Origin of the sequence: Pseudomonas sp. 203-8, from assembly GCF_020708595.1 — a bacterium.
Taxonomy (GTDB): domain Bacteria; phylum Pseudomonadota; class Gammaproteobacteria; order Pseudomonadales; family Pseudomonadaceae; genus Pseudomonas; species Pseudomonas aeruginosa.
In genome coordinates this window covers 409,655-435,936 of sequence record NZ_JAJFDF010000002.1, presented here as the reverse complement: position 1 = coordinate 435,936, position 26,282 = coordinate 409,655, and the positions used below count along the sequence as shown (strand labels likewise).

General features: G+C 64.6%; 21 protein-coding genes. 2 read left to right on the top strand and 19 right to left on the bottom strand.

The genetic code is table 11. The features are described 5' to 3' along the window. Window positions 1-112: 112 nt before the first annotated feature. From tilS to rpsB, 19 genes are all read right to left on the bottom strand, one after another. Window positions 113-1,441 carry a tRNA lysidine(34) synthetase TilS gene (gene tilS, locus LJF27_RS05480; RefSeq protein ID WP_003122145.1) on the bottom strand — a complete coding sequence of 443 codons (1,329 nt, stop codon included), beginning with the start codon at window positions 1,439-1,441 and terminating at the stop codon, window positions 113-115. Between the two features lie 69 nt (window positions 1,442-1,510). Then, on the bottom strand, window positions 1,511-2,461 hold the full coding sequence (gene accA, locus LJF27_RS05475) for an acetyl-CoA carboxylase carboxyl transferase subunit alpha (protein WP_003098575.1): 951 nt from the start codon (window positions 2,459-2,461) through the stop codon (window positions 1,511-1,513). A 149-nt stretch (window positions 2,462-2,610) separates the two neighbouring features. Continuing rightward, the gene (gene dnaE / locus LJF27_RS05470) at window positions 2,611-6,132 is read right to left on the bottom strand and encodes a DNA polymerase III subunit alpha (protein ID WP_003098578.1); all 3,522 of its coding nucleotides are present in this window, start codon (window positions 6,130-6,132) and stop codon (window positions 2,611-2,613) included. A 129-nt stretch (window positions 6,133-6,261) separates the two neighbouring features. After that, on the bottom strand, window positions 6,262-7,677 hold the full coding sequence (locus LJF27_RS05465; protein ID WP_003092370.1) for an alanine/glycine:cation symporter family protein: 1,416 nt from the start codon (window positions 7,675-7,677) through the stop codon (window positions 6,262-6,264). A 216-nt stretch (window positions 7,678-7,893) separates the two neighbouring features. After that, window positions 7,894-8,499 (bottom strand): ribonuclease HII, encoded by a 606-nt coding sequence (gene rnhB, locus LJF27_RS05460; RefSeq protein ID WP_023117119.1) that lies wholly within the window; start codon window positions 8,497-8,499, stop codon window positions 7,894-7,896. Continuing rightward, window positions 8,499-9,635: a lipid-A-disaccharide synthase gene (gene lpxB, locus LJF27_RS05455; protein WP_003109334.1), complete on the bottom strand. Its 1,137-nt coding sequence runs from the start codon at window positions 9,633-9,635 to the stop codon at window positions 8,499-8,501. The genes rnhB and lpxB overlap by 1 nt, the downstream gene beginning before the upstream one ends. 3 nt (window positions 9,636-9,638) lie before the next feature. Then, window positions 9,639-10,415 carry an acyl-ACP--UDP-N-acetylglucosamine O-acyltransferase gene (gene lpxA, locus LJF27_RS05450; protein WP_003092373.1) on the bottom strand — a complete coding sequence of 259 codons (777 nt, stop codon included), beginning with the start codon at window positions 10,413-10,415 and terminating at the stop codon, window positions 9,639-9,641. Continuing rightward, complete coding sequence (fabZ, locus tag LJF27_RS05445) at window positions 10,412-10,852, bottom strand: 3-hydroxyacyl-ACP dehydratase FabZ (protein ID WP_003092375.1); 441 nt, start codon at window positions 10,850-10,852, stop codon at window positions 10,412-10,414. Before fabZ ends, lpxA begins: the two co-directional genes overlap by 4 nt. A gap of 45 nt (window positions 10,853-10,897) precedes the next feature. Next, window positions 10,898-11,959 (bottom strand): UDP-3-O-(3-hydroxymyristoyl)glucosamine N-acyltransferase, encoded by a 1,062-nt coding sequence (lpxD, locus tag LJF27_RS05440; RefSeq protein ID WP_003098585.1) that lies wholly within the window; start codon window positions 11,957-11,959, stop codon window positions 10,898-10,900. Further along, entirely contained in the window at window positions 11,959-12,465 is a 507-nt protein-coding gene (locus LJF27_RS05435) for an OmpH family outer membrane protein (protein WP_003098586.1), read from the bottom strand. Before LJF27_RS05435 ends, lpxD begins: the two co-directional genes overlap by 1 nt. A 50-nt stretch (window positions 12,466-12,515) precedes the next feature. Then, window positions 12,516-14,900 carry an outer membrane protein assembly factor BamA gene (gene bamA, locus LJF27_RS05430; RefSeq protein ID WP_003098590.1) on the bottom strand — a complete coding sequence of 795 codons (2,385 nt, stop codon included), beginning with the start codon at window positions 14,898-14,900 and terminating at the stop codon, window positions 12,516-12,518. A 70-nt stretch (window positions 14,901-14,970) separates the two neighbouring features. Beyond that, on the bottom strand, window positions 14,971-16,323 hold the full coding sequence (rseP, locus tag LJF27_RS05425; RefSeq protein ID WP_019371537.1) for a sigma E protease regulator RseP: 1,353 nt from the start codon (window positions 16,321-16,323) through the stop codon (window positions 14,971-14,973). Window positions 16,324-16,348: 25 nt separating this feature from the next. Beyond that, entirely contained in the window at window positions 16,349-17,539 is a 1,191-nt protein-coding gene (gene ispC / locus LJF27_RS05420; RefSeq protein ID WP_003158292.1) for a 1-deoxy-D-xylulose-5-phosphate reductoisomerase, read from the bottom strand. Beyond that, a complete protein-coding gene (cdsA, locus tag LJF27_RS05415) occupies window positions 17,536-18,351 on the bottom strand; it encodes a phosphatidate cytidylyltransferase (RefSeq protein WP_023090396.1) in 816 nt (271 codons plus the stop codon). Before cdsA ends, ispC begins: the two co-directional genes overlap by 4 nt. Further along, window positions 18,345-19,100, bottom strand: coding sequence for a polyprenyl diphosphate synthase (uppS, locus tag LJF27_RS05410; RefSeq protein WP_003113863.1), 756 nt, complete (start codon window positions 19,098-19,100; stop codon window positions 18,345-18,347). Before uppS ends, cdsA begins: the two co-directional genes overlap by 7 nt. Window positions 19,101-19,115: 15 nt before the next feature. After that, window positions 19,116-19,673, bottom strand: coding sequence for a ribosome recycling factor (gene frr / locus LJF27_RS05405; protein ID WP_003092390.1), 558 nt, complete (start codon window positions 19,671-19,673; stop codon window positions 19,116-19,118). 2 nt (window positions 19,674-19,675) lie between these two features. Beyond that, window positions 19,676-20,413 (bottom strand): UMP kinase, encoded by a 738-nt coding sequence (gene pyrH, locus LJF27_RS05400; RefSeq protein WP_003092391.1) that lies wholly within the window; start codon window positions 20,411-20,413, stop codon window positions 19,676-19,678. Window positions 20,414-20,611: 198 nt separating this feature from the next. Further along, on the bottom strand, window positions 20,612-21,481 hold the full coding sequence (gene tsf / locus LJF27_RS05395; RefSeq protein ID WP_003092393.1) for a translation elongation factor Ts: 870 nt from the start codon (window positions 21,479-21,481) through the stop codon (window positions 20,612-20,614). A 130-nt stretch (window positions 21,482-21,611) separates the two neighbouring features. Next, window positions 21,612-22,352, bottom strand: a complete 741-nt coding sequence (gene rpsB, locus LJF27_RS05390) for a 30S ribosomal protein S2 (protein ID WP_003092394.1) — start codon at window positions 22,350-22,352, stop codon at window positions 21,612-21,614. Between the two features lie 264 nt (window positions 22,353-22,616). On the opposite strand from rpsB, the gene map reads away from it, so the two are divergent. Together map and LJF27_RS05380 are read left to right on the top strand one after the other, a co-directional pair. Continuing rightward, window positions 22,617-23,402 carry a type I methionyl aminopeptidase gene (map, locus tag LJF27_RS05385; RefSeq protein WP_003092395.1) on the top strand — a complete coding sequence of 262 codons (786 nt, stop codon included), beginning with the start codon at window positions 22,617-22,619 and terminating at the stop codon, window positions 23,400-23,402. A gap of 166 nt (window positions 23,403-23,568) precedes the next feature. Next, on the top strand, window positions 23,569-26,271 hold the full coding sequence (locus LJF27_RS05380) for a [protein-PII] uridylyltransferase (protein ID WP_003113862.1): 2,703 nt from the start codon (window positions 23,569-23,571) through the stop codon (window positions 26,269-26,271). Window positions 26,272-26,282: the final 11 nt, after the last annotated feature.

The following is a 26,282-nucleotide window of genomic DNA, read 5'->3' as shown; positions in this document are numbered from 1 at the left end:
AGGCCAGCTCCCGCCACGGACAAATCCGTGGGCAAAGCAAACTCCTGCTGATTCCGGAGGGAATCGGCGGGAGCAGTACAAGACGGGAGCGTAGTCTACTGGAAACGGCTTACTAGCTCAAACCCGGGTCGTTCGTCGGCGGGCTCCAGGACAGTCGCCAGCCCCCCTCGCGGGGACTGTCCAGGCCAGGAATGTTGGCCACCGCGAGCAGTTCGTCGGCTCGGAAGAGCAGCGGCAAACGACCGCGCAGGAAGCTCGGTACGCCCGCTTCGTTGAGCAATCGCTTGAGGTCGCGGCGACCGCGCCCGGCCAGGGCCAGCACCTCCCCACCCCGCCGGTAGTCGACGCGCAACGGCCCCGCCGGAACCTCGCCGAGCAACGCCAGCCGACCATTGCCGGGAAGAAGCAATGGATGAGCGGGACGCTCCCAGACGAACGGTCCCGCCGCCGCCCGCCAGTCCGCCGGCAACCACCAGATCCGCCCCGCGCCGCGACGCAGCTCGCCGCTCTCCAGGCGCCAGATCGGGTCGGCATCGTCGCCGGCATCGCGCAACGACTCCCAGCCGGCCCAGTGGTCACTGTCCGGCAACCGCGTCAGCTGCCCCAGCCAGGCCCGCAGCAGGTTGCGCTGGCGCGCAGCGCTGAGGCGGCGCAGAGGCTCCAGGGCGATCCGGGGCAGATCCAGCCAGTCCGGCCAATCCAGTTCCGAGGGTTGGCGGCAGGCCCGGAGGTCGATGGCGGCCAGTTCAGCCAGCAGGTCTTCGGCCTCGCGCAGATGCGCCGCGCAGCGCGCCATGCCGGCGACGGCCTGCGGCCAGTGGGAGGCGAGACGCGGCATGATCTCCCGGCGCAGGTAGTTGCGCGAGAAGCGCGGATCCTGGTTGGAAGGATCCTCCACCCAGTCCAGCCGGTGCGTCTGCGCATAGGCTTCCAGTTCGGCGCGGGAAACCCCGAGCAAGGGTCGGCACAGGCGGCCGCCGCCCAGCGGCCGGCTCGCCGGCATCGCCGCCAGGCCGCGCAGGCCCGCTCCACGCAACAGGCGGAACAGCAGGGTCTCGGCCTGGTCGTCGAGGTGCTGCGCGGTGAGCAGCACCTGTCCCTCGCCCAGGTTCGCCTGGAATGCGCGATAGCGGGCGTCGCGCGCCGCCTGCTCGATGCTGCCGCCAACGGCGACCTGCACCCGCTCGACCCGCAGCGGGATACCCAGCGACCGGCAGACCACCTGGCAGTGCGCCGGCCAACCGTCCGCCGCAGCCTGCAAGCCATGGTGGACATGCAGCGCCGACAGCGCCGGCAAGGCTTCGCTCCGGGCCAGTTGGGCGAGCAGATGCAGCAACACCGTGGAATCCAGCCCGCCGGAAAACGCCACGCACCAGCCCCCCGCTTCGCGCCAGGGCGCCAGGGCCTGTAACAGACGGGATTCGAGCGGCACCGCCGGCATGCTTGCGCTCCTCATGCGACAAGCCCGGCGAATGCCGGGCTTGTCGATCGTACCAGTGCGCCGGATGGCTTACGGCGCGCCGTAGCTCATCAGGCGGTCGTAACGACGCTCCAGCAACTCACCCATTTCCAGGCCCTGGAGCATCTTCAGTTGCGTCAGCAGTTCGCCACGGATCGATTCGGCCATGCTCGCCGGATCGCGATGGGCGCCGCCCAGCGGTTCGTCGATGACCTTGTCGACGATGCCCAGGCCTTTCAGGCGCTCGGCGGTGATGCCCATGGCCTCGGCGGCTTCCGGCGCCTTCTCGGCGGTCTTCCAGAGGATGGAGGCGCAGCCTTCCGGCGAGATCACCGAATAGGTGGAGTATTGCAGCATGTTCAACTGGTCGCAGACACCGATGGCCAGCGCGCCGCCGGAACCGCCCTCGCCGATCACGGTGGCGATGATCGGCGTCTTCAGTCGCGCCATCACCCGCAGGTTCCAGGCGATCGCCTCGCTCTGGCCGCGTTCCTCGGCATCGATGCCCGGGTAGGCGCCGGGCGTGTCGATGAAGGTGAGGATCGGCATCTTGAAGCGTTCGGCCATTTCCATCAGGCGGCAGGCCTTGCGATAGCCTTCCGGACGCGGCATGCCGAAGTTGCGCCGGACCTTCTCACGGACTTCGCGGCCTTTCTGGTGGCCGATGACCATCACCGGGGAACCGTCGAGGCGGGCAACGCCACCGACGATCGCCGGGTCGTCGGCGAAATGCCGGTCGCCGTGCAGTTCCTCGAAATCGCTGAACAGGTAGCCGATGTAGTCGAGGGTATAGGGACGCTTGGGATGGCGCGCGAGCTGGGCGATCTGCCAACTGGACAGATTGCCGAAGATGTTTTCGGTGAGCGCCTTGCTCTTGTCCTGCAGACGCGAGATTTCGTCGCTGATGTTCAGCGCATTGTCGTTGCCCACCAGGCGCAGCTCTTCGATCTTGGCTTGCAGGTCGGCGATCGGCTGTTCGAAATCAAGAAAGTTCGGGTTCATAGGCTTCCGTCGTGCGCAGATTCTAGTGGGCCGTTTCCGTTTGGCGCCCTACCTTACGGGATCGGGCGCCAGGGGTCGAGCCGGGAGCAAGGGCGATCCGCGTTTTCCCGCCGCAGAGCGCGGAACAACGGCGTTATCGCCCATCGCGATTAACGATAATTGAGGAAGACGTTGTCGCGCCCGAACTGGTCACGCAATGCCTGGATCAGATCGTCCGCCGGATCCACCCGCCAGCTCTCGCCGAACTGCAGCAGGGCCTTGGCGTCGGCGCTGGTGTAGTCCAGGGTGATCGGGCAGGAACCGCGATGGCGGTTGAACAGCTCGCCCAGCCAGCGCAGGCGATCGCCCTTCAACAGGTCGGCGTGCAGCTTCATCCGCAGGCTCTCCGCCAGGCCGGTACGCGCCTCCTCCAGGCTCATCACGCGCTTGGCGCGCAGGCGCAGTCCGCCGGAGAAGTCGTCCTGGCTGACCTCGCCCTCGACCACCACCAGCGCGTCGGTCTGCAGCAGCGACTGGGCCGCGGCGAAGGCTTCGGAGAACAGCGAGGCCTCGATCCGTCCGGAGCGGTCGTCGAGGGTGACGAAGCCCATCTTGTCGCCCTTCTTGTTCTTCATCACCCGCAGGTTGACGATCAGCCCGGCCACCGTCTGGGTATCGCGCGCCGGCTTCAGCTCGACGATGCGCTGGCGGGCGAAGCGCCGCACCTCGCCTTCGTACTCGTCGATCGGATGGCCGGTCAGGTACAGGCCGAGGGTGTCCTTCTCGCCCTTCAGGCGTTCCTTGAGGGTCAGCTCCTTGACCTTGCGGTGGTTGGCGTAGACATCCGCCTCCGGCTCGGCGAAGACTCCGCCGAACAGGTCCATGTGCCCGCTGTCGTGGCTGCGCGCGGTCTGCTCGGCGGCCTGGATCGCTTCCTCCATCGCCGCCAGCAGCACGGCGCGGTTGAGGTCGACAGTAGCCTGGTAGGCCTTTAGCTCGTCGTGGTAGTGCGGCCCCAGGCGATCCAGCGCACCGGCGCGGATCAGCGCTTCCAGGGTGCGCTTGTTGATGCGTTTCAGGTCGACGCGGTCGCAGAAGTCGAACAGGGTGTTGAACGGCCCGCCTTCGGCGCGGCACTCGGTGATCGCCTCCACCGGCCCCTCGCCGACGCCCTTGATCGCGCCCAGGCCATAGACGATCCGGCCATCGTCGTCGACGGTGAAGCGGAACTCGGAGTTGTTCACGTCCGGCGCCACGATGCGCAGCTTCATGTGCCGGCATTCTTCGATCAGCGTCACCACCTTGTCGGTGTTCTGCATATCCGCGGTGAGTACCGCGGCCATGAACGGCGCCGGGAAGTGGGTCTTCAGCCAGGCGGTCTGGTAGGAGACCAGGCCGTAGGCTGCCGAGTGCGACTTGTTGAAGCCGTAGCCGGCGAATTTTTCCACCAGGTCGAAGATGTTGCCCGCGAGGTCGGCATCGATGCCGTTGTTCTTGCAACCCTCGATGAAACCGCCGCGCTGCTTGGCCATTTCCTCGGGCTTCTTCTTGCCCATCGCCCGGCGCAGCATGTCCGCGCCACCGAGGGTATAGCCGGCCATGACCTGGGCGATCTGCATCACCTGTTCCTGGTACAGGATGATGCCGTAGGTGGGCTTGAGCACCGGCTCCAGGCCGGCGTACTGGTAATCGGGGTGCGGATAGGACAGCTCGGCGCGACCGTGCTTGCGGTTGATGAAGTCGTCCACCATGCCCGACTGCAGAGGACCCGGGCGGAACAGCGCCACCAGTGCGATGAGGTCTTCCAGGCAGTCCGGCTTGAGCTTCTTGATCAGCTCCTTCATGCCGCGCGATTCGAGTTGGAACACCGCAGTGGTCTCGGCCTTCTGCAGCAGCGAATAGGTCGGCTTGTCGTCCAGCGGGATGAAGTCGATGTTCACCGGCTCCAGGCCCTTCTTGGCCTGCTCGCGGTTGATGATCTCCATCGCCCACTTGATGATGGTCAGGGTCCGCAGGCCGAGGAAGTCGAACTTCACCAGGCCGGCCGCCTCCACGTCGTCCTTGTCGAACTGGGTCACCAGGCCGCCGCCTTCCTCGTCGCAGGCGATCGGCGAGAAGTCGGTCAGCTTGGTCGGCGCGATCACCACGCCACCGGCGTGCTTGCCGGTACCGCGGGTGATGCCTTCCAGCTTGAGGGCCATCTCCCAGATCTCGGCGGCTTCCTCGTCGCTCTTGAGGAAGTCGCGGAGCATTTCTTCCTGCTCGTAGGCCTTATCCAGGGTCATGCCGACTTCGAACGGGATCATCTTCGACAGCCGGTCGGCGAGACCGTAGGACTTGCCCTGGACCCGCGCCACGTCGCGTACCACCGCCTTCGCCGCCATGGTGCCGAAGGTGATGATCTGGCTCACCGCGTTGCGCCCGTAGGCGTCGGCCACGTAGTCGATCACCCGGTCGCGGCCCTCCATGCAGAAGTCGACGTCGAAGTCGGGCATGGAGATCCGTTCCGGGTTGAGGAAACGTTCGAACAGCAGGTCATAGGCCAGCGGATCGAGGTCGGTGATCTTCAGCACGTAGGCCACCAGCGAGCCGGCGCCCGAGCCCCGCCCGGGGCCTACTGGTACGCCGTTGTTCTTCGCCCACTTGATGAAGTCCATCACGATGAGGAAGTAACCGGGGAAACCCATCTGGATGATGATATCGAGTTCGAAGTTCAGGCGATCGACATAGACCTGGCGCTTGGCCTCGTAGTCCGGGGTGTCCTTCGGCAACAGCACCTCCAGGCGCTCCTCGAGACCTTCGAAGGAGGCGTGCCGCAGGTAGTCGTCGATGCCCATGCCATTGGGCGTGGGGAAGTCCGGCAGGAAGTACTTGCCCAGCTGCACCTCGATGTTGCAGCGTTTGGCGATCTCGACGGTGTTTTCCAACGCTTCCGGCAGGTCGCTGAACAGCTCGGCCATTTCCGCCGGCGACTTCAGGTATTGCTGGTCCGAATAGGTACGCGGCCGCCGCGGATCGTCGAGGGTCCGCCCCTCGCCGATGCAGACGCGGGTCTCGTGGGCCTCGAAGTCTTCCTGCTTGATGAAGCGCACGTCGTTGGTCGCCACCAGCGGCGCGTTGCAGCGTGACGCCAAAGCCACCGCCGCGTGGAGGTGCTCCTCGTCGTTGACCCGGCTGGTACGTTGCACTTCGACGTAGAAGCGCTCGGGGAACACCTCCATCCACTCGCGCAACAGCGCCTCGGCCTTGGCTTCCTCGCCGTCGAGCAGAGCGTGGCCGATCTCGCCCTCCTTGGCCGCGGACAGCGCGATCAGGCCTTCCGCCGCCTCCTTGACCCAGTCGCGTTCGATGATGATCTCGCCGTTGCGCTGGCCTTCGCTCCAACCGCGGGAAATCAGCTCGGTGAGGTTGCGATAACCCTTCGCGTTCATCGCCAGCAGGCTCAGGCGACTGAGCGGGCCATCTTCCTCGCGGCTGGCGAGCCAGATGTCGGCCCCGCAGATCGGCTTGATGCCGGCGCCCATGGCGGTCTTGTAGAACTTCACCAGCGAGCACATGTTGCTCTGGTCGGTGACCGCCACCGCCGGCATGCCCAGCCCTGCCACTGCCTTGGCCAGGGGCTTGACCCGGACCAGGCCGTCGACCAGGGAGAATTCGGTATGCAGACGCAGGTGAACGAAGGATACGGTCATGAAGGCCCCGGAGCAGAAATAACGCAAAAACGACAAGGCCCGGATTGTACCGGGCCCGGTGGCAAAGCTACAGGTTCAAGAGCGGACGATGCGCCTCGGCTGCGCCGAGAAGCCTCGCCCGCCCCGCGCTCAGGCGCGGCGGTCGTCCCAGATGCCCGGCTCGAGCTTCTGCTGGACTTCCGGGAACTGGCTGGCGTCGAAGGTCGGCAGCTTGCCGGCCTTGCGCTGGGCGTTGTAGTCCTTGGCCAGCTTGATCGCGAGGTTGGACAGCAGCAGGATGGCGATCAGGTTGGTGATCGCCATCAGGCCCATCGACACGTCGGCAAGGTTCCAGACGAACGGCAGCGAAGCCAGCGCGCCGAACATCACCATCGCCAGCACGATCAGACGGAAGATCAACAGGCCCGCCAGGTGGTTGTGCTCGAGGAATACCAGGCAGTTCTCTGCATAGAAGTAGTTGGCGACGATCGAGGTGAAGGCGAAGAACAGGATGATCACCGCCAGGAAATAGCGGCCCCAGTCGCCGACCTGGCTGGTCAGGGCATTCTGCACCAGCATGATGCCCTCGCCTTCCTGCGGTCCGGCCAGCAGGATGATGGCGGCGGAAGCGGTACAGATCAGCAGGGTATCGATGAACACGCCGGCCATCTGCACGTAGCCCTGGGACGCCGGGTGCGGCGGATAGGGCGTGGCCGAGGCGGCGGCGTTGGGCGCCGAGCCCATGCCTGCTTCGTTGGAGAACAGGCCGCGCTTGAAGCCGTTGAGGATCGCCGCGCCGATGCCGCCGGCGGCGGCCTCGTGCCAGCCGAAGGCACTCTTCACCACCATCGCCAGGACGCCCGGCAGTTCGCTGAGGTTGAACAGGATGATGCCCACCGCCAGCAGCAGGTAGGCCACCGCCATGAAGGGTACCGCCAGTTCGGAGAAGCGCGCGATGGAACGCAGGCCGCCGAAGATGATCAACGCGGTGAGGATCACCACGGCGATGCCGCTGATCCAGGTCGGCACGCCGAAGGCGCCCTGCATGGCACCGGTGATGGTATTGGCCTGCACCGAGTTGAAGACGAAACCGAAGGCGATGATCAGGAAGATCGAGAACAGGATGCCCATCCAGCGCGCGCCCAGGCCCTTCTCCATGTAGTAGGCCGGGCCGCCACGGAACTGGCCCTTGTCGTCGCGAATCTTGAACAACTGGGCCAGGGTCGCCTCGACGAAGCCGGTCGCCATCCCCACCAGGGCGATCGCCCACATCCAGAACACTGCGCCGGGACCGCCGAGCGTGATCGCTACCGCCACACCGGCGACGTTGCCGGTACCGACCCGCGCCGCCAGAGAGGTGCAGAGCGCCTGGAACGAGGAGATTCCCGAGTCGTCCGACTGGCGGCTGCCCTTGAGCACGCTGAAGGTATGGCCGAAGTGGCGGAACTGGATCAATCCCAGGCGCACAGTGAAGTACAGGCCGCAACCGACCAGCAGCCAGATGAGGATCTTGCCCCAGATAAGGCCGTTGAGCAGGTCGACGACCTGAGTGGCGAATTCTTGCATGGATAACTCCCCTGTTCCGCTTATGGCGGATTGTTGTCAGCCGACCTCCCGGGTAGAAGGCCGCGTGTTTCGGACACACACGGAATGACGTGCGAGCCGAAGGAAATTTCGCTGTGAATGGCACTTGGCAGGAAGGGGCAGGACTTTCCGCTATTGACGTCGCTCGCCGCTTGTCACCAGGCGACAGATACGGTCAGTCACGCGACATCCGCTCAATTATTGAACAGGGACATCCAGCAATTCGCGAACCGGCGCAAACGAGCGTCGATGGATCGGCGTCGGGCCGAGACGGGAAAGCGCCTCGAGATGGACAGCGGTCGGATAGCCCTTGTGCCCGGCCATGCCATAGCCCGGATAGACCCGGTCCAGCTCGACCATTTCCCGGTCGCGACTGACCTTGGCCAGGATCGACGCCGCGGCGATCGCCGGTACCTGGCTGTCGCCCTTGACCATCGGCGCGCTGGGCACCGCCAGTTTCGGACAGCGATTGCCGTCGATCAGGGCCAGCCGCGGAGTCACACTGAGGCCTTCGACCGCTCGCTGCATGGCGAGCATGGTGGCATGCAGAATGTTCAGCCGGTCGATCTCCTCGACCTCGGCGCGGGCAATGCACCAGGCCAGGGCCTTCTCGCGGATCTCTTCGAACAGCGCCTCGCGGCGGGCTTCGCTGAGCTTCTTCGAGTCGTTCAGGCCGAGGATCGGGCGGCTCGGGTCGAGAATCACCGCGGCGGTGACCACCGGACCGCACAACGGACCGCGACCAACCTCGTCGACGCCCGCGACCAGATCCTCCACCAGATTGAAATCCAGGCCCAGTTGCATCAGCGGCGCTCCACCAGTTGCAGGACGGCTTCCGCCGCCTGTGCCGAAGCATCCTGGCGCAAGGCCCGATGGATGGCATCGAAGAATTCCACCTGCTGCGAGCCGTCGTCCAGCAGCGGCGAGAGGGTTGCGGCCAGCGCTTGCGGGGTGGCGGCGTCCTGGATCAGTTCCGGCACCAACAGGCGCCCGGCCAGCAGGTTCGGCAGGGAGATGTACGGGCTTTTCACCAGGCGCTTGAGAATCCGGTACGTCAGCCCGGCGACCCGATAAGCCACCACCATGGGCCGCTTGTAGAGCAGCGCCTCGAGGGTCGCGGTACCGGAGGCGATCAGAACCGCATCGCAGGCGGCAAGCGCTTCATGGGAAGCGCCGTCGAGCAGCGTCAGCGGCAGAGGCTCGCGGCCCTGGAGCATCTGCTCGATCTGTTCGCGCCGTGCAGCGCTGGCGCAGGGCAGCACGAAACGCAGGCCCGGCCGTTCGACGAGCAGGCGCTGGGCGGTGTCGAGGAACAACGCGCCGAGCTTGCCGACCTCGCCGCCGCGACTGCCCGGCATCAGCGCCACCACCTGTCCGTCCGCCGGCAATCCGAGCCGCGCGCGGGCCGCAGCGCGATCCGCCTGCAGGGGAATGGTGTTGGCCAGGGGGTGGCCGACGAAACGCACGGGCACCCCATGCTCTTCGTAGAAACGTGCTTCGAAGGGGAACAATGCCAGCATCAGGTCGCAGGCTTCGCGAATCTTCAGCACCCGCTTCTGCCGCCAGGCCCACACCGAAGGGCTGACGTAATGCACGGTGCGCAGGCCAGCCTGGCGCAGCTTGTGTTCGACGCCGAGGGTGAAGTCGGGAGCGTCGATGCCGATCATCACATCCGGGCGGGCCTCGATGAGCGTGCGGATCAGGCGCTTGCGCCGTCGCAACAATTCCGGCAGCCGGCCCAGTACTTCGACCAGGCCCATCACCGACAGGCGCTCCATGGGGAAATAGCTGGACAGCCCTTCGGCCTCCATGCGCGGCCCACCGACGCCGATGAACTCGATATCCGGGTGCCGCGCCCGCAGCGCCTGCATCAGTCCGGACCCGAGGATGTCGCCGGAGGCCTCGCCGGCGACCAGGGCTACGCGCAATCCGTCAGCCATGGCTCAGCGGGTGATGCCGCGGGTTGCGCTCTGGATGGAATCACGGAACACCGCGACCTCGGGGAACTGGGCAGCGCTTTCGGCCAGCTCGGCCAGGGCTTCCTCGACGGTATGTCCCTGGCGATAGACCACCTTGTAGGCACGCCGCAGGGCATGGATGGCCTCGCTGCTGAAGCCGCGCCGACGCATGCCTTCGAAGTTCATGCTGCGGGCTTCGGCCGGGTTGCCGAAGACCGTCACGTAGGCCGGGACGTCCTTGCCGATGGCGCTGCCCATGCCGGAAAAGCTGTGCGCGCCGATCCGGCAGTACTGGTGCACCAGGGTGTAGCCGGACAGGATCGCCCAGTCGTCCACGTGGACATGCCCGGCCAGCGCCGTGTTGTTCACCAGGATGCAATGGTTGCCGATCACGCTGTCATGGCCGATGTGCGCATAGGCCATGATCAGGTTGTGGTCGCCAATGGTGGTTTCCGCGCGATCCTGGACGGTTCCGCGATGGATGGTCACGCCTTCGCGGATCACGTTGTGGTCACCGATCACCAGGCGCGTCGGCTCGCCCTTGTATTTCAGGTCGGGAGTATCCTCGCCGACGCTGGAAAACTGGTAGATGCGGTTGTGCTTGCCGATCTTCGTGGGGCCCTTGAGCACCACGTGCGGACCGATCACCGTCCCTTCACCGATCTCCACTTCCGCCCCGACGATGGACCACGGGCCCACCTGGACGTCAGCCGCCAGCCTGGCGCTCGGATCGATGATGGCGCGAGGATCGATCAAACTCATAGTTTGCGTTCCGCACAGATGATTTCAGCCGAGCATACCGGCTTGTCGTCGACGGTAGCGTGGCAGTCGAATTTCCAGATGCTGCGCTTCACGCTGATGAACTTGGCGTGCAGTTGCAGTTGGTCGCCCGGCAGGACCGGCTGGCGGAAGCGCAGCTTGTCCGAACCGACGAAGTAGTAAAGGGTGCCGTCGGCGGGCTTCACGTCGAGCATCTTGAAACCGAGGATACCGGCCGCCTGGGCCATCGCCTCGATGATCAGCACGCCCGGCATGATCGGGTGCTCGGGGAAATGTCCGTTGAAGAACGGCTCATTGATACTGACATTCTTGTAGGCGCGAATGCGCTTGCCCTCGATGTCCAGCTCTACCACCCGATCCACCAGCAGGAAAGGATAGCGATGAGGCAGGTATTCGCGAATCTCGTTGATGTCCATCATGTTAGGGGGAGCCTGTTCAGAAAAGGGTGACGCAAAAAACGTCAATTACGCATCAGATGAAGCGTCACCGCTTGAGGTCACGGCAGCCAGGCGTTTTTCCAGCTGCTGAAGTCGACGCGCCATGTCGTCCAGTTGACGAATGCGCGCGGCGCTTTTTTTCCATTCGGCCGCCGGTTGCATGGCGGTACCGGAGGAATACGATCCCGGCTCGGTGATCGAGCGGGTCACCATGGTCATGCCGGTCACGAAAACGTTGTCGCAGATCTCGATATGGCCGACCAGGCCAACGCCGCCGGCGAGCATGCAATGCCTGCCGATCTTGGCGCTGCCGGAAATGCCGACGCAAGCGGCCATGGCGGTATGATCGCCGATCTGCACGTTGTGCGCGATCATGATCTGGTTGTCCAGCTTCACACCGTTGCCGATCAGCGTATCGGACAGTGCTCCACGGTCGATGGTGGTGTTCGCGCCGATCTCGACGTCGTCACCGATGGTCACCCCGCCGATCTGGGCGATCTTCTGCCAGACGCCCTTCTCGTTGGCGAAACCGAAACCTTCGCCGCCGATCACCGCGCCCGACTGGATACTCACCCGCGCGCCGATGGTGACGTCGTGGTAGAGCGTGACTCGCGGCGCCAGCCAGCCGCCTTCGCCGATCACGCTACGGGCTCCGATCACGCAGTGCGCGCCGATGCTGACGCCAGCGCCGATGCGGGCGCCACTCTCGATCACCGCATAGGCGCCGACGCTGGCGCTCGGATCGACCTCGGCGTCCGCCGCGACGATGGCGGTAGGATGGATACCGGCGGCCGCCTTCGGTTTGCGATCGAACAGGTGCGACAGGCTGGCATAGGCCAGGTAGGGGTTGGCCACCACCAGCGCGGTACCGGCGAACCCGTCGGCGTCGGCAGCCGTCAGCAGGACGGCGCCGGCACGGCTTTCGGGCAGGTACTTGCGATACTGCGGGTTGGCCAGGAAGCTCAGCTGAGCCGGTCCGGCCTCCTGCAAGGTCGCCAGGCCCTGGATCGGCAGGTCCGCGTCGCCACGGACTTCCGCGCCGACATGCGCGGCCAGCTGGCCCAGGGTGTAGGACAAGGTACTCATCATCAACGCAGCTGGTTCATCCGCTCGATCACCTGGCGGGTGATGTCGTATTGCGGCTTGACGTCGACCACGGCGCCACGTTCGATGACCATGTCGTAACCACCTTTCTTGATGGTCTCCTCGACGGCCTGGTCCAGCTTCGGCTTGAGTTTCTTCAGCATGTCGCGGTCGGCGGCGGCCTTCGACTCGTTCAATTCCTTGGACTGGAACTGGAAGTCACGGGCCTTCTGCTTGAAGTCCAGCTCGGCCTTCTCGCGGTCGCCCTGGGACATCTTGCTGCCGTTGGAAACCAGCTTGTCCTGCAGCGCCTTGGCGTCGCGCTCGAGGTTCTTCAGCTTGTTCAGCTGGGGGCCGAACTTCTTCTCGGCATCCACGGCGTATTGCTTGGCGGCATCGGACTCGAGCAGCGCCATCTGGTAGTTGAGCACCGCGATCTTCATTTCAGCGAACGCCGAAGGAGCCGCCATGATGGCTGCGGTGATCAGGACGAACTGGGTGAACTTACGCACGATGCACTCCTGCACAAAGCATGGTTTCGTTACTCGGTACTACGTACAAATCAGAAGGTCTGGCCCAGGGAGAACTGGAAGACCTGGGTTTCCGCGTTGTCCGGCTTCTTGATCGGCGTCGCCAGGCTGAAGCTCAGCGGGCCCAGCGCGGTGATCCAGGTCAGGCCGACGCCCACGGAACTGGCGAGGTTGTCGGTCTTGATGCCGTCGCAGTTGGTGGTGGTCTTGGTCGGGCAGTCGGTATCGAAGGTGCTACCCACGTCCCAGAACAGCACGGTACGCAACTGGCGCTGGTCCTTGACGAACGGCAGCGGGAACAGCAGCTCGGCGCCGCCGGTGATCAGGATGTTACCACCGAAGGCTTCGGGATCCTGGTCCGGGTCGGTGTAGCGACCACGCTCATCAGGCCCAGGAATGATCTTCCCATCCTTGTAAGCCCTAGAGGGGGTACTACGAGGCCCCAGCGTACTGTCCTTGAAGCCCCGCACCGAGTTGAAGCCGCCGGCGTAGTAGTTCTCGTAGAACGGCAGGCGCTCGGTGGATCCGTAGCCGTCGCCATAGCCCAGCTCGGTGTGGAAGCGCATGGTGTAGTTGTCGGTCAGCGGGGCGAAGACCTGGCCACGGTAGTCGATCTTGTAGAACGACAGGTCGCTGCCCGGCAGGGTGGTTTCCAGGGTCAGGCTCTGCGAGTGACCACGGGTGGCCAGCACGCCCTTGTTCAGGGTCGATTCGGACCAGCCGATGGAAGCCTTGAAGTTGGTGAAGTTGTCGCCTTCCTTGTCGAGGAAGTCGTAGATCTCGTCCACGGTGTAGCGGCCGGTGTCGATCTGGTCGCGCTGCACGCTCAGGCCATAGGTCAGGCGCGAGGTCTCGCTGATCGGGTAGCCGATGCTCATGCCGGCGCCCAGGCTGTTCACCGAGTAGCTGGCGACGTCGACGTCGAGTTCGTCGTAGTCGGTCTTCCGGTAGAAGGCGTTGTAGCCGAGGCTGACGCCGTCGACGGTCCAGTAGGGGTCGACGAAGCCGAAGTTGTAGCGGGTCTGGTATTCGCTGCGGGTCAGGCCGATGCTGACCTTGTTGCCGGTACCCAGGAAGTTGTTCTGGCTGATCGAGCCGCCGAGGATCAGGCCGGCGCTCTGGGCGAAGCCGACGCTGGCGGTGATCGAGCCGGACGGTTGCTCTTCGACGCTGTAGTTGACGTCGACCTGGTCGTCGGTGCCGGGAACCGCGGGGGTCTCGACGTTGACTTCCTTGAAGTAGCCGAGGCGCTCCAGACGGGCCTTGGACTGGTCGATCAGGTAGGTGGAGGCCCAGCCGCCTTCCATCTGGCGCATTTCGCGGCGCAGCACTTCGTCTTCGGTCTTGGTGTTGCCGCGGAAGTTGATGCGGTTGACGTAGGCGCGCTTGCCCGGGTCGACGACGAAGGTCACCGAGACGGTCTTGTCGTCGTCATGGGCTTCCGGCACGCCGTTGACGTTGGCGAAGGTGTAGCCCTCGTTGCCCAGGCGACGGGTGATCAGGTCGGAGGTGGTGGTCATCACCTTGCGCGAGAACACCTGGCCCTTCTGTACCAGCAGCAGGCGCTTCACTTCCTCTTCCGGCACCTTCAGGTCGCCGGTCAGCTTCACGTCGCGGATGGTGTACTTCTCACCCTCGTTGATGTTGACGGTGATGTAGACGTGCTTCTTGTCCGGGGTGATGGATACCTGGGTGGAGGCGATATCCATGTTGATGTAGCCGCGGTCCAGGTAATAGGAGCGCAGGCGCTCGAGGTCGCCGGAGAGCTTTTCGCGGGCGTACTTGTCGTCGTTCTTGAAGAACGACAGCCAGTTGGTGGTCTTCAGTTCGAACAGGTCGGTCAGGTCTTCTTCGGAGAAGACGGTGTTGCCCACCACGTTGATGTGGGAAATCGCGGCGACCGTGCCTTCGTTGATGTTGATCTTCAGCGCGACGCGGTTGCGCGGCTGCGGGATCACTTCCGCGTTGATCTCGGCCGAGTAGCGGCCCTGGGCCACGTACTGGCGTTGCAGCTCGTTGCGCACGCCTTCGAGGGTGGCGCGCTGGAAGATCTCGCCCTCGGCCAGGCCGGACTGTTTCAGGCCCTTGAGCAGGTCTTCCTTGGAAATCGCCTTGTTGCCCTCGATCTCGATGCTGGAGATCGACGGGCGCTCGACTACAGTGACCACCAGCACGTTGCCATCACGGCCGAGCTGGATGTCCTGGAAGAAGCCGGTCTTGAACAGGGAGCGGGTGGCCTGGACCAGGGCCTGGTCGTCGATGGTCTCGCCGACGTTCAGCGGCAGGGCGGCGAACACGCTACCGGCGGACACGCGCTGCAGGCCATTGACCCGGATATCGGAAACAGTGAAGGACTCGGCGTGAACCTCGGCGATCATCAGCGCTGACAGCAGCGCGGGTAGCAGAAAGCGTTTCATGGAGTCCTTTTTTTCCAACTGACAAATAGAGAATCTGCCGCAAAGGGCGGCAGATTCGAATTCAACATGACTACAGACGACTCAGATCGTTGACCAGAGCGAGCAACATCACGCCAACGACCAGACTGATGCCGATCTGCATCCCCCAAGCCTGTACCCGTTCGGATAATGGGCGCCCGCGCACCCACTCAACCAGATAGAACAGCAGATGCCCGCCATCGAGGACAGGGATCGGCAGCAGGTTGAGAACCCCCAAGCTAATGCTCAGATAGGCCAGGAAATTGAGAAAATCCCCCACGCCAGACTGGGCTGAAGCGCCCGCCACTTTAGCAATGGTTATCGGCCCGCTCAAGTTTTTTACCGAGAGCTCGCCGAGCAACATTTTCTTTATGGAGTCGAGCGTTAGCAGGCTCATGGTCCACGTTCGGGAAAGCGCCTGACCCACCGCCTCCAGCGGTCCGTAGCTCACTTCGCGGAGCATTTCCGCCGGCCATCCGATACCGGCGACCCCCGCCCCCATGTAGCCGGTCCGGGCCTTGCCCTCGCCGCGCACCGCCAGCTCCAGGGCAACATCCAGCACTTCGCCGTCGCGCAGCACCTTGAGCTGGACGCGCTGCCCGGGACGGGCACGGACGCTGTCCACCACCTGCTGCCAGTCGTCGACGGCGATGCCATCGATGCTCTGCAAGCGGTCGCCGAGCTTCAGCCCGGCGGCCTGCGCCGGCCCCTTGGGGTCGAGTTCGGCCAGCACCGGCGGCAAGGCCGGCCGCCAGGGCCGGATGCCCAGCGAGGCGATGGGATCGGGATTGTCCTCGCCCTTCAGCCAGCCATCCAGACGCACCTGGTGGGTGGAATCGACATTCGAGCCTTTTTCCTGCACCCGCACTTCCAGCGTACCGCTCTCGCCGAGACGGCGAACCAGCTGCAGGTTGACCCCGTTCCAGCCGGTGACGGGCTCGCCATCCACCGCCAGCAGCTCCTGCCCGGCCTCCAGGCCGGCCTGGGCGGCCAGGCTCTCCGGCGCCACGGAACCGATGACCGGGCGTACCTGCTGGCTACCGAGCAGGGCGACGACCCAGAAGAACAGAATCGCCAGTAGGAAATTGGCGATGGGACCAGCCGCGACGATGGCGATCCGCTGACGGACCGTCTTGCGATTGAAGGACTGTTCGAGCAGATGGGCCGGTACTTCCGCCTCGCGCTCGTCGAGCATCTTGACGTAGCCGCCCAGCGGAATGGCCGCCACCACGAACTCGGTGCCGTGCCGGTCGTGCCAGCGCACCAGCGGCGTGCCGAAGCCGACGGAGAAGCGCAGGACCTTCACCCCGCAGCGTCGCGCGACCCAGAAGTGGCCGAATTCGTGGAACGTCACCAGCACACCCAGGGCTACCAGGGTGCCGACGATCATGTAAAGCGCACTCATCTCCTACCTCCAGGCCGTCCGAAGACTAGCCGGCGTGCCGGGTCAACCATTGCCCGGCGACCGAACGCGCGCGGCGATCGGCAGCCAGGACCTGATCGAGCGATTCGACTGCGGTCACCGCCTCGCGGTTCAGCACGTCCTCGATGATAACCGCGATGTCGCTGAAGCGGATGTGCCGCTCGAGAAATGCGGCCACGGCCACCTCGTTCGCGGCATTCAGCATGGCCGGGGCGCTGCCGCCGGTTTCCGCGGCCTGGCTCGCCAGGCGCAGGCAGGGGAAGCGCTGCTCGTCGGGGCGCTGGAAATCCAGGCGACCGACGGCGAACATATCCAGCGGCGAAACGCCGGAATCGATTCGCTCCGGCCAGGCCATGGCATAGGAAATCGGCGTGCGCATGTCCGGATTGCCGAGCTGGGCGATCACCGAACCGTCGACGTAGTCCACCATCGAGTGGATCACGCTCTGCGGGTGGATCACCACCTCGACCTGGCTCGGCTGGGCGTCGAACAGCCAGCACGCCTCGATCAGTTCGAGCCCCTTGTTCATCATGCTGGCGGAATCGACGGAAATCTTCCGCCCCATCGACCAGTTCGGGTGCGCACAAGCCTGCTCCGGCGTCACCGAAGCAAGCTGCTCCAGCGGCGTCTCACGGAACGGGCCGCCGGAGGCGGTCAAGAGGATCCGGCGCACGCCGACCCGCTCCAGGCCATCGGCATAATTGCGCGGCAGCGACTGGAAGATCGCGTTGTGCTCGCTGTCGATCGGCAGGAGCACCGCGCCGCTGCGCTTGACCGCCTGCATGAACAGCGCGCCGGACATCACCAGCGCCTCCTTGTTGGCCAGCAGTACGCGCTTGCCGGCCTCGACGGCCGCCAGGGTCGACGGCAGCCCGGCGGCGCCGACGATGGCCGCCATTACCATGTCCACTTCGGGCGCGCTGGCCACTTCGCACAACGCCTGCTCGCCGAACAGCACCCGGGTGCGGACACCCGCCGCGGCGAGCGAGCCCTGCAAGGCAATCGCCGCGGCCTGCTCCGGCACCACCGCATAGACGGGGCGGTGCCTGAGGCACAGCGCCTCGAGTTCGGCCAGGCGGCTGAAGCCAGTCAGGGCGAAGGCTTCGTAACGATCGGGATGACGCTGGACGACGTCCAGGGTGCTCAGGCCGATCGAGCCGGTCGCGCCGAGCACGCTGATCCGCTGCGGTCGACTCATGGCGCACCCCAGCCGGCGGCCCAGAGCAGGGCCGCGAACACCGGGATGGCTGCCGTCAGGCTGTCGATGCGATCCAGCACGCCACCGTGGCCGGGCAGCAGGTTGCTGCTGTCCTTGATTCCGGACTGGCGCTTGAACATGCTTTCGGTGAGGTCGCCGACGATCGAGACGAACACAACCAGCGCCGCGCCGAGCAGGGCCAGGAGCAGCGCGCCGAGGGACCAGCCGCGGTAGAGGCCGACCGCCAGGGTGATCGCCAGGCTGGCCGCCAGGCCGCCGTAAACGCCTTCCCAGCTCTTGCCGGGGCTGACCCGCGGCGCCAGCTTGCGCTTGCCGAAGGCCTTGCCGGAGAAGTAGGCGCCGATATCCGCGCCCCAGACCAGCACCATCACGGCGATGATCAGGCCATTGGCCAGCGGCCACTGCTTGAGCAGGACCAGCCCCTGCCAGGCCGGCAACAGGATCAGCAGGCCCATGCCCAGGCGGCGCCAGCGGCCGCCCCAGTAGCCGACGCTTTCCGGGTAGGTGAGCACCAGCACGGTGGCCAGCGCCCACCAGACCAGCGCCAGCAGCAGCACGGCTCCGGCAAGCTGCGGCAGATGGTAGAGAGCGACCATCAGCACGGCGACCGTCGCCGCGTAGGCAACGCGGCCGAACTGTTGTTCATAGCCGGCCAGGCGCGCCCATTCCCAGGCCCCCAGGCTCACCACCGCGCCGATGAACAGGGCGAAGAACGCCCCTTCGAGAAGGAAAAAACCACCCAGCGCGATGGGCAAAAGCACCAGCGCCGTGATGATCCGTTGTTTCAGCATGACGGACGGGCCTCGGCCTCGACTTGCTCGCTGGTCTTGCCGAAGCGGCGCTGGCGCTTGGAGAAATCCGCCAGGGCAGCCCGCATCGCCGCGTGCTTGAAGTCGGGCCAGAACAGGTCGGAGAAATACAGCTCGGCGTAGGCCAGCTGCCAGAGAAGGAAATTGCTGATGCGATGCTCGCCGCCGGTGCGGATGCACAGGTCGGGCAGCGGCTGGTCGCCGGTCACCAGGCAGCCCTGGAGCAGCTCGGCGGAGATATCGTCCGCCGCCAGGTGCCCGCCCTGGACCTCACGCGCCAGGCGCTGTGCGGCCTGGACGATGTCCCACTGGCCGCCGTAGTTGGCGGCGACCTGGAGGAGGAAACGGGTATTGCCGGCAGTGGCGGCTTCCGCTTCGCGCATGGCCGCCTGCAACTCCGGATGGAAACGCGTGCGATCGCCGATGATGCGCAGGCGGATGCCGTTCTCGTCGAGCTTGCGCACCTCGCGGCGCAGGGCCACGAGAAACAGCTCCATCAGCGCGCTGACTTCGTCCGCCGGACGCTGCCAGTTCTCGCTGGAGAACGCGAACAGGGTGAGGACCTCGACCCCTGCCTCGGCGCAGACCTCGATCACCGCCCTGACGGCATCGACACCGGCCTTGTGGCCGGCAACGCCGGGCAGAAGACGCTTCTTCGCCCAGCGATTGTTACCGTCCATGATAATGGCCACGTGGCGTGGCACGCACACATCCTTCCGGGTCTTTTCCATGACGTCAGCCCGGCCTCAGACAGCCATGAGGTCCGCTTCTTTGGCTTCCAGTGCCTTCTCGATCTCACCGATGAACTTGTCGGTCAGCTTCTGCACGTCGTCGCCGGCGCGGCGCTCTTCGTCCTCGCTGATTTCCTTTTCCTTCTGCAGGTCCTTCAACTGGGCCAGCGCATCGCGACGGATGTTGCGCACGGAAACCCGCGCCTGCTCGGCCTCGGCACGCGCCTGCTTGGTGTAGCCCTTGCGGGTCTCCTCGGTCAGGGCCGGCATCGGTACGCGGATGGTGGTGCCGGCGGTGGCCGGGTTGAGCCCCAGGTCGGAGGTCATGATGGCCTTCTCGACCGCCTGGATCATGCTCTTGTCGAACACGGCCAGAGCCAGGGTACGGGAGTCTTCCACGGTGACGTTGGCGACCTGGCGCAGCGGCGTATCGGCCCCGTAATAGGAAACCATCACGCTATCCAGGATGCTCGGATGCGCGCGACCGGTACGAATCTTCGCGAAGGCATGGCCCAGCGCTTCCAGGGTCTTGCCCATGCGCTCCTGCGCTTCCTTCTTGATCTCGTTGATCATTCTCAACCCTCCTCGATCAGGGTGCCTTCGGCACCACCAACAACAATATTCAGCAATGCGCCCGGCTTGTTCATGTTGAACACCCGCAGCGGCATGTTCTGGTCACGGCACAGGCAGATGGCGGTCAGGTCCATCACGCCGAGCTTGCGGTCGAGCACTTCATCATAGGTCAGGCGCTCGAACTTCTCGGCATTCGGGTCCTTGAACGGGTCGGCAGTGTACACGCCATCGACCTTGGTAGCCTTAAGGACCACGTCGGCGTCGATCTCGATGGCGCGCAGGCAAGCCGCCGAGTCGGTGGTGAAGAACGGGTTGCCGGTACCGGCGGAGAAGATCACCACCTCGCCACCGCCGAGGTGGCGCATGGCCTTGCGGCGGTCGTAGTGGTCGGTCACACCGACCATGGAGATCGCCGACATCACCAGCGCGGGGATGTTCGAGCGCTCCAGCGCATCGCGCATCGCCAGGCCGTTCATCACGGTGGCCAGCATCCCCATGTGGTCGCCGGTCACCCGGTCCATGCCGGCCGCGGACAGGGCCGCGCCGCGGAACAGGTTGCCGCCGCCGATGACCAGGCCGACCTGCACGCCGATCCCGACCAACTGGCCGATTTCCAGCGCCATGCGGTCCAGCACCTTGGGATCGATGCCGAACTCCTCCGAGCCCATCAGGGCTTCGCCGCTCAACTTTAGAAGAATGCGTTTATAGCGAGGTTGACGAGCGCTCAGTTGCTGAGCCATGACCTTTTCTCCTGCGGCGATAAAAATACGTGACGGCCGGGCCGTCGTGGGCGGAGACGACTTTGCGCCTGCGTTGCGTGCGAGCCCGCCGAGCGGGCCGGCAACGCGGAAGCTGCCCCGAACGCTTCCCCATTTGACGAAGAGGCCGCACGCATCAGCGGGCAGCCTCTTCCGGGGCGACAGTCGAAACCGTCTTTGTTACTGCTTGGTGGCGGCTACTTGAGCGGCAACTTCGGCAGCGAAGTCCACTTCGGCCTTCTCGATGCCTTCGCCCACTTCGTAACGAACGAAGGAAACGATTTCGGCGCCAGCCTGCTTGGCCAAGTCGCCGACCTTCACTTCCGGGTTCTTCACGAAAGGCTGCTCGACCAGGCTCGCTTCGGCGAGGAACTTGCTGATGCGGCCCTTGACCATGTTCTCGACGATGTTCTCCGGCTTGCCGGCGATCTTGTCGGCGTTCAGCGCCAGGAAGATTTCCTTCTCTTTCGCGATCGCTTCTTCGGAAACTTCCGAAGCGCTCAGGAACTGCGGGTTGCTGGCGGCGACATGCATGGCGATGTCCTTGGCCAGTTCCGGGTTGCCGCCTTTCAGGTTGACCACGACACCGATGCGGTGGCCGTGCAGGTAGGCGCCGACCACGTCGCCCTCGACGCGGGTCAGGCGGCGGATGTTGACGTTCTCGCCGGTCTTGGCGACCAGGGCCAGACGAGCTTCCTCACGTGCTTCGACCAGCGGAGCGGCGTCGGTCAGCTTCTCGTTGAAGGCCTTTTCCAGGCTCTCGGCGACGAAGCCCTTGAAGTCGTCCTGGAGGGCCAGGAAGTCGGTCTGGGAGTTGACTTCGATGATCACGGCGGCCTTGTTGTCGGCAGCGATCTTGACGGCGATCGAGCCTTCGGCGGCAATGTTACCGGCCTTCTTGGCAGCCTTGATCGCACCGGCAGCGCGCATGTCGTCGATGGCCTTCTCGATGTCGCCGCCAGCGGCGGTCAGCGCCTTCTTGCACTCCATCATGCCCAAGCCGGTACGCTCGCGCAGTTCTTTAACCATGGCTGCAGTAATTTCTGCCATTTCGAAATCCTCTTGAGTGGTAGCTCTCAAAAAACCTTTGTGCCCGGCCTGCCGGGCAGAAACTCAAAGGTGGCAAAAAGGGGGCCTAGCCCCCTTCCTGCGCACCGTCGGACGTCTGAACGTCCCGGAATCAGCCTTCGGCGGATTCGGCCGGCGCTTCCTCGACGAACTCGTCGGCGCTGGTGGCAGCGCCCTGCTTGCCGCGGATTACCGCTTCGGCCATCGAGTTCAGGTAGAGTTGCACGGCGCGGATGGCATCATCGTTACCGGGAATTACATAGTCGACGCCTTCCGGGCTGCTGTTGGTATCGACAACGCCGATGACCGGGATGCCCAGCTTGTTGGCTTCGGTGATGGCGATGCGCTCGTGGTCGACGTCGATCACGAACAGAGCGTCCGGCAGGCCGCCCATGTCCTTGATGCCGCCCAGGCTGCGCTCGAGCTTCTCGAGGTCACGGCTGCGCATCAGGGCTTCTTTCTTGGTCAGCTTGTCGAAGGTGCCGTCCTGGGACTGGGTTTCCAGGTCGCGCAGGCGCTTGATCGACTGACGGATGGTCTTGTAGTTGGTGAGCATGCCGCCCAGCCAGCGATGGTCGACGTACGGCATGCCGCAACGAGCGGCTTCCTCGCGAACGATCTTGCCGGCGGAACGCTTGGTGCCGACGAACAGGATCTTGTTCTTGCCAGCGGCCAGGCGCTCAACGAAGGTCAGGGCCTCGTTGAACATCGGCAGGGTCTTTTCGAGGTTGATGATATGGATCTTGTTGCGCGCGCCGAAAATGAACTTGCCCATTTTCGGGTTCCAGTAACGGGTCTGGTGGCCGAAGTGCACACCGGCCTTCAGCATATCGCGCATGTTGACTTGGGACATGATAGTTCCTCGATAAGTCGGGTTAGGCCTCCACGCATCCCAATGACCAACCCTTGCGGGCACCCAGGCCATCGTGTCGATGCATGTGTGGGTTTGTGCTCCGGAAAAGGCCGCAGCCTCGGAGCGGGGCGCTTTATACCATAACCGTGGACGCAGTGAAACCCGCCGCGGATGGCCGGGCGGGAGTAGATCGGTCGGTCAGGTCTGCTAGAATCGCGTATTCCTTATTATTCATGCGTGCTTGCACGCCCGAAGAGAATTCGCATGACCGTCACCATCAAGACGCCCGACGATATCGAGAAGATGCGCATCGCCGGCCGCCTGGCCGCCGAAGTGCTGGAAATGATCGGCGAACACATCAAGCCCGGCGTGACCACCGAGGAGCTGGATCGCATCTGCCACGACTATATCGTCAACGAGCAGAAGGCGATTCCCGCCCCGCTGAACTACAAGGGCTTTCCCAAGTCGATCTGCACCTCGATCAACCATGTGGTCTGCCATGGCATCCCCAACGAGAAGCCGCTGAAGGAAGGCGACATCCTCAACGTCGACATCACCGTCATCAAGGACGGCTACCACGGCGACACCAGCAAGATGTTCCTGGTCGGCAAGACCCCGGAATGGGCCGACCGCCTCTGCCAGATCACCCAGGAATGCATGTACAAGGGCATTTCCGTGGTGCGTCCGGGCGCGCACCTGGGCGATATCGGCGAAATCATCCAGAAGCACGCGGAAAAGAACGGCTTCTCGGTGGTCCGCGAATACTGCGGCCATGGCATCGGCAAGGTGTTCCACGAGGAGCCGCAGGTCCTCCACTACGGTCGTGCGGGTACCGGCATCGAGCTGAAGGAAGGCATGATCTTCACCATCGAGCCGATGATCAACCAGGGCCGCCCGGAGACCCGCCTGCTCGGCGACGGCTGGACCGCGATCACCAAGGACCGCAAGCTGTCCGCGCAATGGGAGCACACCGTGCTGGTCACCGCCGATGGCTACGAGATCCTCACCCTGCGCAACGACGAAACCTTCCCGCGCACCTCGGCAGCCTGATCCGGCCCGGCTTTTGCTGCCAGCCGTGCGCCTCGACGCCCCGCCCCATTCCGGCGGGGCCGACGCCCCGATTCGGCGCAGCGCGCGCACCAATACAGCGCATAAACGCACCAAAACGGGGCGCTCGCGTATCGAACCCAACCGCTAGCAGATAAAGGAAGGCCGCATGCCGCAGGTGGATCCCGAATTGTTCGATCGCGGGCAGTTCCAGGCGGAACTGGCCTTGAAGTCCAGCCCGATCGCGGCCTTCAAGAAGGCCATCCGGCAATTCCGCGAAGTGCTCGACAACCGCTTCAACAGCGGCCGCGACATCCGCCGCCTGATCGAAGACCGCGCCTGGTGCGTCGACCAGATCCTGCAACAGGCCTGGCAGCGCTTCGACTGGGGAGACGACGCCGACATCGCCCTGGTCGCCGTGGGCGGCTACGGCCGCGGCGAACTCCACCCCTACTCCGACGTCGACCTGCTGATCCTCCTCGACAGCGAGGACCAGGAGAGCTTCCGCGAACCGATCGAAGGCTTCCTCACCCTGCTCTGGGACATCGGCCTGGAAGTCGGCCAGAGCGTGCGCTCGGTGCAGCAGTGCGCGGAGGAAGCGCGCGCCGACCTGACGGTGATCACCACCCTCATGGAGTGCCGCACCATCTGCGGCCCCGACAGCCTGCGCCAGCGCATGCTGCAGGTTACCGGCAGCGCGCACATGTGGCCGAGCAAGGAGTTCTTCCTGGCCAAACGCCACGAACAGCAGCGCCGCCACGCCAAGTACAACGACACCGAGTACAACCTCGAGCCCAACGTCAAGGGCTCCCCCGGCGGCCTGCGCGACATCCAGACCATCCTCTGGATGGCCCGCCGCCAGTTCGGCAGCCTCAACCTGCACGCCCTGGTGCGCGAAGGCTTCCTGGTGGAAAGCGAGTGCAGCATGCTGGCTTCCAGCCAGGAGTTCCTCTGGCGGGTCCGCTATGCCCTGCACATGCTCGCCGGGCGCGCCGAGGATCGCCTGCTGTTCGATCACCAGCGCAGCATCGCCCGTCTGTTCGGCTACGAAGACAACGACGTCAAACTGGCGGTCGAACGCTTCATGCAGAAGTACTACCGGGTGGTGATGGCGATCTCCGAGCTGAACGACCTGATCATCCAGCACTTCGAGGAAGTCATCCTGCCCTGCGAGCAGCCGGTGCAGATCCAACCGCTGAACAGTCGCTTCCAGTTGCGCGATGGCTACATCGAGGTGACGCACCCGAACGTCTTCAAGCGCACCCCGTTCGCCCTCCTGGAAATCTTCGTGCTGATGGCCCAGCACCCGGAAATCAAGGGCGTGCGCGCCGACACCATTCGCCTGCTGCGCGACAGCCGACACCTGATCGACGACGAGTTCCGCCACGACATCCGCAACACCAGCCTGTTCATCGAGCTGTTCAAGAGCAGCCAGGGTATCCACCGCAACCTGCGGCGGATGAACCGCTACGGCATCCTCGGTCGCTACCTGCCGGAGTTCGGCCATATCATCGGGCAGATGCAGCACGACCTGTTCCATATCTATACGGTGGACGCCCACACCCTCAACCTGATCAAGCACCTGCGCAAGCTGAATCGGCCGGAGATGGCCGAGAAATATCCGCTGGCGAGCAAGATCATCGATCGTCTGCCCAAGCCGGAACTGATCTACATCGCTGGCCTCTACCACGACATCGCCAAGGGCCGTGGCGGCGACCACTCGGAACTCGGTGCGGTGGACGCCGAGGCCTTCTGCCAGAGCCACCAGTTGCCGCTCTGGGACACCCAACTGGTGTCCTGGCTGGTGCAGAACCATCTGGTGATGTCGACCACCGCGCAACGCAAGGACCTCTCCGACCCGCAGGTGATCTTCGATTTCGCCCAACTGGTCGGCGACCAGACCCACCTCGACTACCTGTACGTGCTCACCGTGGCCGACATCAACGCCACCAACCCGACGCTCTGGAACTCCTGGCGCGCCAGCCTGCTCCGGCAGCTCTACACCGAGACCAAGCGCGCCCTGCGCCGCGGCCTGGAGAACCCGGTGGACCGCGAGGAGCAGATCCGCCAGACGCAGACCGCGGCCCTCGACCAACTGGTACGCAACGGCATCGACCAGGACGATGCCGAGCAGTTATGGAGCCAGCTCGGCGACGACTACTTCCTGCGCCACACCGCCGGCGACGTGGCCTGGCACACCGAGGCGATCCTCCAGCACCCGGACGACGGCACGCCGCTGGTGCTGATCAAGGAAACCACCCAGCGCGAGTTCGAGAGCGGTTCGCAGATCTTCATCTACGCCGCCGACCAGCACGATTTCTTCGCGGTCACCGTGGCCGCCATGGACCAGCTCAACCTGAGCATCCAGGACGCGCGGATCATCACCTCCACCAGCCAGTTCACCCTCGATACCTATATCGTGCTCGACGCCGACGGCGACTCCATCGGCAACAACCCGGAGCGCATCGCCGAGATCCGCGAGGGGCTTATCGACGCGCTGAAGAACCCCGACGACTACCCGACCATCATCCAGCGCCGGGTGCCGCGCCAGCTCAAGCACTTCGCCTTCGCCCCGCAGGTGACCATTTCCACCGACGCGTTGCGCCAGGTCTCGGTGCTCGAAGTCATCGCCCCCGACCGCCCAGGCCTGCTGGCGCGGATCGGCGGCATTTTCCTGGATTTCGACCTGTCGGTGCAGAACGCCAAGATCGCCACCCTCGGCGAGCGCGTGGAGGACGTCTTCTACATCACCGATGCGCGCAACCAGCCGCTCGCCGACCCCGACCTGTGCAAACGCCTGCAGGCCGCCCTGGTCGAGCAGCTGTCACAAGACAACGGACGGGACACCCTGCCTACCCGGATAAACTTCTGAGAAGCCTTGCC